Annotated in this window: 3 protein-coding genes; all 3 read right to left on the reverse strand. The window is 73.2% G+C overall.

Annotated elements, in window-relative coordinates; genetic code table 11:
• Positions 1-145 precede the first annotated feature (145 nt).
• Positions 146-940: a F0F1 ATP synthase subunit delta gene (locus Q1K57_RS13480; protein ID WP_300083484.1), complete on the reverse strand. Its 795-nt coding sequence runs from the start codon at positions 938-940 to the stop codon at positions 146-148.
• On the reverse strand, positions 937-1,494 hold the full coding sequence (locus Q1K57_RS13485; RefSeq protein WP_300083486.1) for a F0F1 ATP synthase subunit B: 558 nt from the start codon (positions 1,492-1,494) through the stop codon (positions 937-939). The genes Q1K57_RS13480 and Q1K57_RS13485 overlap by 4 nt, the downstream gene beginning before the upstream one ends.
• A gap of 8 nt (positions 1,495-1,502) precedes the next feature.
• Positions 1,503-1,671, reverse strand: a 169-nt coding sequence (locus Q1K57_RS13490; RefSeq protein ID WP_300083488.1) for a F0F1 ATP synthase subunit C, incomplete at its 5' end; no start/stop codon positions are given.

The raw sequence follows: 1,671 nt of genomic DNA on the forward strand, positions 1-1,671 counted from the left end.
GGAGGTGACCACGGTGCCGACCTCGTCCCGGGTGGCCGTCTCGGGATTGAAGTTCGAAACGAACGTGTCCAGCGCGCTCCGGATCTCTTCCGGGCTGATGGTCAGTTCCGCCATTTGTGCACCTTCTGCTTTCGATTCTGATGAGTTAAGCCAGTTGGGATTCGGCAGCGGCCAGTCGTCCGGCGACGGTGCCCTCGATCACCTCGTCGCCCACCTGGACACGGGCGCCGCCCAGCACCGTCGGGTCGACCACGACCTGCAGGTTGACCTGCCGGCCCAGCTGCCCGACCAGGGCCGCGCGGAGCCGGTCCCGCTGCGCATCGGTCAGCGGCCGCGCGACCGTGACCACCGCGATCGCCCGCTGTCGCAGCGCCGCCGCCAGCTTCAGCTGGGCGTCCACGGCGTGCTCGAACGTCCGCGACGCCGTCCCCACGGCCCGCCGGGCGAGCGTGAGGGTCTCGGGACGGACCTTCGCCGCGAGCAGGTCGCTCACCAGCTGCCGGCGGGGTTCGATCCCGACGGCGGCCTCGTCCAGCGCGCCGCGCAACTGCGGCTCGGCGGCCACGGTGCGGGCGAACCGGAACAGCTCGTCCTCGACGGTGTCGAGCACCCCGGCCGCCTGCGCGTGCCCGAGCAGCGCGCGCGCCGCCTGCCGCTCGATCGCGGCGACGAACGCCGCGGCGCCGCCCCACTTCAGCCCGGCCGCTTCCGCGACCACATCGGTGGCGTCGGCGGAGACCCGGCCCGCGAGCAGCCCGCGGGCGAGCTCCCTGCGCCGGTCGTCCGGCATGGTCGGGTCGGCGAGCGCATTGCGCAGCCGGGCCTGCCCGGAGAGCAGGTCGGCCACCGAGAACAGCTCGTCCGCCAGGGCGGGGCTGAGCTCGTGGGCGTCCAGCGCCCGGTCGAGCTCGGACAGCCGGGCCTCGGCGGCCGCGTTCATGGCCGTTCCGCCTTCTCTGCGTCCGGCTGTGCCTCGAGTTCGGCGATGAACCGGTCGACGCTGCGCCGGGCCCGCTCATCGTCCTCGAGCGACTCGCCGACGATCCGTCCGGCCAGCTGGGTGGCCAGGCCGCCCACCTCGGTGCGCAGCGCGCCGACCACCCGGGCCCGCTCGGCGTCGATCTGCGCCTTGGCAGAGGCGAGCATCCGGGCCGAGTCGGCCTGGGCCTGGTCCTTGATCTCCGCCGCGATCGTCACCGCCTGCGCCTTGGCGTCCTCGCGGATCCGGGCGGCCTCCGACCGCGCGGACGCGAGTTGGGCCTGGTACTCCGCGAGGGCCTCGGCCGCCTCGGCCTGCGCCGCCTCGGCCTTCTCGATGCCGCCGGCGATCTCCTCCGTCCGCTCGGCGTAGGTCTTCTCGAACACCGGGACGACCTTCTTCGCGACGACCCACCAGACGATCAGCAGCAGGGCGATGCCGACGAACATCTCGATGGGGTGCTCCGGCAGGAGCGGCCCGAACGGGCTCGCCGCCTCGCCTTCGAGTGGAAGCACGACCAGCCTCACTGAATGGCGAACGCCAGCGCGATGCCGATGATGGCCAGAGCCTCAACCACGGCGAAGCCGATCCAGGCGGTGCCCATCATCGCGCCGCGGGCCTCGGGCTGGCGGGCGGTGCCGTTGATCACCGATGCGAAGATCCAGGCCACGCCGAGCGCCGGGCCGAGCGTG

Source organism: Propioniciclava sp. (assembly GCF_029977985.1).
Classification (GTDB): Bacteria; Actinomycetota; Actinomycetes; order Propionibacteriales; family Propionibacteriaceae; genus Propioniciclava.

What these genes read in the sequence shown, in the direction of transcription:
- Q1K57_RS13480 (WP_300083484.1), bottom strand. Translation starts at nt 940, where the DNA reads ATGAACGCGGCCGCCGAGGCCCGGCTGTCCGAGCTCGACCGGGCGCTG.